Origin of the sequence: Allobacillus halotolerans, assembly GCF_018967645.1 — a bacterium.
GTDB classification, from domain to species: Bacteria; Bacillota; Bacilli; order Bacillales; family Alkalibacillaceae; genus Allobacillus; species Allobacillus halotolerans.
This window is the reverse complement of sequence record NZ_JAHLZF010000031.1, coordinates 5405-8710: the sequence shown is the minus strand read 5'-3', so window position 1 is coordinate 8710 and position 3306 is coordinate 5405. Positions and strand designations below refer to the sequence as shown.

Here is a 3306-nt window from a genome sequence, read left to right as displayed (position 1 = left end):
AACAGCCGTTTTAGAGAAAATTCGGATGAAATAGTGCATTAGAGGGAGCAAAACCCACAATTATCGGTGAAGAACCTATAATTTAATTAATACTAGAATAAAGGTGTTAGTTGATGACAAAAAAACTCTACTTAAAAGATCAAGCATACGAACAAATTAAACATATGATCATCCATGGTGAAATTGATGGACCGGTAATTTCAGAACAAGAGCTTGTCGATCGGCTGGGGATCAGTCGAACGCCAGTGAGAGAAGCGCTCATGCGTCTACAAAATATCGATAACTTCGTGACTATATCACCTAAGCGTGGTATTTATATCCGGGAAATCACTGTGAAAGAAGCAAATGACTTAATGGATGTTCGCCTTGCGACCGAAATGTTTTCATTCGAGCGAATTGAAGAACTCATCACGGATGATCAAATTGAACTACTGGATGGATTAATTGTTAAGCAAAAAGAAATGGCCGACAAAGATGATGTTCGCGGTTTTTTGGAATATGACTTAGCTTACCATCAAGCGATTTTAGAGATCTATGGTAATGATTATTTCGTTTGGATTCTCAGCAACATTACAGATCGATTATTGCATTTAGGTATGCGCGTGTTTACGAGAGAAAAAGAACGGATGAAGCAATCTATTGAAGCTCATGTTTCTATTAATGATGCCATAAGAAATGGAGATTTTGAGCGAGCGAAGCAAAATCTTGAGAATCATATTAAAACTGGTAAGAAGGTTTATCTTGGTTAATTTATCGGTTAAGGCTTTCTAGGTCTGATATTTTTAACAAAAACAGGGTCAAGGAATTGTCTTTCAGAGTTGAGAACTTCGTAGAATAATAGGTTAACTGGTTCATCTCGATTCAGAGGGAGGGGCCAGTTTTTTGTTTTAGGCTTTGGTAAAGTCCGTTGTGGAATGTAATCCGCTATCGGCGAACGCTTTACCCACAAGGCATAAGTTGACATCTGCAATACTCGCAGTGTACGGAGACGGCTCGAGCTTTTCGAACTGAAGGCGCCACCTTCGCTTCTCACAATTCAACGACTCAGTGTACATCATTAAAAATAACACTAAACTTTAACAGAACCTTTTAAATAGAAAAAGAGACGCAATTGTTCCGTATGATGGGAATTGGATATATATGTTAAGATTAATGTTAGAATTTGTAGATGATAGATAATTCCTATTTTTTTCATTTCATATCAATAAGAATTGTATAAAGGAGAAATGAAGCATGTTAAGTTATATGTTTAGGAAGGAGTATTACTATTGTTCTTCATGCGATGAACAATTTACCACTGACGAATTGGATTATAGCGTTGAGCTAGAATGGTATTGTCCTAAATGCAAAGATAATTTAGATATTTTTGCACTTGATAATGACGAGAAACTTGTTGTCCAAAGGAAGTATCCAGAAGATTTAGTGCTAGGTGATCGTATTTACGTTGTTGGTTACGGTTATCACGGGATACATGAATTAAAGAATAAAAATAAAATAAAAAAGGGTTATGCGTTGTCATTACTAGAACACGGTAGATTAGAAGTGACAAAAGATCAGTGGCTTAACATACACGAAGGTACATGGGATCCTAATGATACCAGTATAGATATAAACATTTAATCTATTGGTCAAGAGCAAGGTGAATGTTGTCACTTTCAGGTATAAGGGGGATATAAATTGGAGGAAAATAATAATGGTTTAGATAGTTTTGAAACAGAATATCCTTCTGCTGTATAGTGCAAAATAAAAGTAGAGAGAATTGCAAAGAAAATCTTAGAACTATGCAATTATCATAAGGCAAAGAAAAAAGGCTTGCCAGCCCAATCAAAAAAACCTACCGTTAATAGTGACTAAACAATTAATGGTGGAGGTAATGAAAGGATGCTGGCAATGCCTGAAATTAATCATATCAAAAAACTGAGAAACGTGAAATCATTATCGATTAATAAAATATCAGAGAGAACGGGATTTAGTTGGGAAACGGTCAAGAAATATGCTGATGAAGATCATCTCCCTTCGGAAGTAATTCCTAAGAAGGGTGGAATGATGTATGAGGAGAAGTGGGGAGAGATTGTTTCTGATTGGTTGTTGGAGGATTACGCTCTGAAGAAGAAGCTACGACGTAATAATAAGAACATCTATGAACAGCTCAAGGAACTGGGGTTCGCAGGATCATATTGAACCGTTTGTAATTATATTGCAGAGTGGCGTGAAAAACGAATGGAAGATGGAGAGACCTTCAAGGAGGAATACGACCGGTTGACACATCCTCCGGCTGAAGCCCAAATTGACTTTGGGATGACGGAGGCCATCCAAGACGGAAAAGCAAAAGATATTCACTGCTTAATCATGAGTCTGCCTTACAGCAATGCGGGATTTACTGTTCCCTTGCCAGGAGAGAATCAACAGTGCTTCCTCGAAGGTTTGAAAATGTTATTCAAACAATTGGGGCGTGTGCCCCGGAAGCTACGGATCGATAATTTGCCTGCTGCCGTAGTAAGGGCAAGAGGAAAACATGGCGATACGATATTTACGGAAGGCTTCCTGAAATTCGCCAGTCATTATGGCTTTGAGCCACTGGCATGTAATGCAAGGAAGGGAAATGAAAAAGGCCATGTGGAAAACAAAGTTGGCTATGTAAGATACAATTTCTTCACTCCTTCTCCAGTGATTCGGGATTTGGACCATCTAGAGGAAATGCTCACCCAGAAATCTACGAAAGATCATGAACGTAAGCACTACAAGAAAGGCGAGCCGATAAAGAATCTTATTGAGGAAGAGAAAAAGTACTGCCTGGCCTTACCGGAAAATGATTACCCGGTATTCGGCAAGCAAACGGTGTCTGCCAATAAATATGGAGAAGTCCTCATTGACAGTGAACCCATTCATATTCCGAACAGTTATCATTATAGCCAATTGTATGTGATTACTTATTGGGATTCCTACAAGGTGATCTCACCAAACGGTGAGGTGTTAGGTGAAGGGCCACGTCCTTACATGAATAAATCCCGGGAACTGCCATGGGCATCCATCTTGGGAATGTGGAAAAGGAAACCTCGATCTGTATCCCACTCTAGGTATTTCCCTTACCTACCTGGAAGGATAGCCAGCTACGTAAACATCGAATCACCAGAGATACAGAAAGAACGAATTGAATGGTTAATGGGACTGATTGTAACCTATAGTATGAATGAGATTGATGAACGATTTTATGAATTACTTCCCACGAAGGGTCATCCGTCTTCAGAATTTGGTAGTCATCCATATGAAGTGAATTGGAATATGTATGATTCCTTGTGTCCAACG

Annotated in this window: 3 protein-coding genes and 1 pseudogene; all 4 read left to right on the top strand. The window is 38.7% G+C overall.

The genetic code is table 11. The features are described from left to right. Nucleotides 1-113: 113 nt before the first annotated feature. Nucleotides 114-749 carry a GntR family transcriptional regulator gene (locus tag KQ486_RS13575; protein ID WP_216687971.1) on the top strand — a complete coding sequence of 212 codons (636 nt, stop codon included), beginning with the start codon at nt 114-116 and terminating at the stop codon, nt 747-749. A gap of 484 nt (nt 750-1233) precedes the next feature. Next, a complete protein-coding gene (locus KQ486_RS13570; RefSeq protein WP_216687970.1) occupies nt 1234-1620 on the top strand; it encodes a hypothetical protein in 387 nt (128 codons plus the stop codon). 270 nt (nt 1621-1890) lie between these two features. Next, on the top strand, nt 1891-2181 hold the full coding sequence (locus KQ486_RS14450) for a hypothetical protein (protein ID WP_246569349.1): 291 nt from the start codon (nt 1891-1893) through the stop codon (nt 2179-2181). 12 nt (nt 2182-2193) lie between these two features. Next, nucleotides 2194-3306: pseudogene (gene istA, locus KQ486_RS13565) on the top strand (IS21 family transposase); the annotation flags it as partial.

Coding starts and splice junctions, on each gene's coding strand:
- KQ486_RS14450 (WP_246569349.1), top strand. CDS start 1,891: ATGCCTGAAATTAATCATATCAAAAAACTGAGAAACGTGAAATCATTA.
- KQ486_RS13570 (WP_216687970.1), top strand. CDS start 1,234: ATGTTAAGTTATATGTTTAGGAAGGAGTATTACTATTGTTCTTCATGC.
- KQ486_RS13575 (WP_216687971.1), top strand. CDS start 114: ATGACAAAAAAACTCTACTTAAAAGATCAAGCATACGAACAAATTAAA.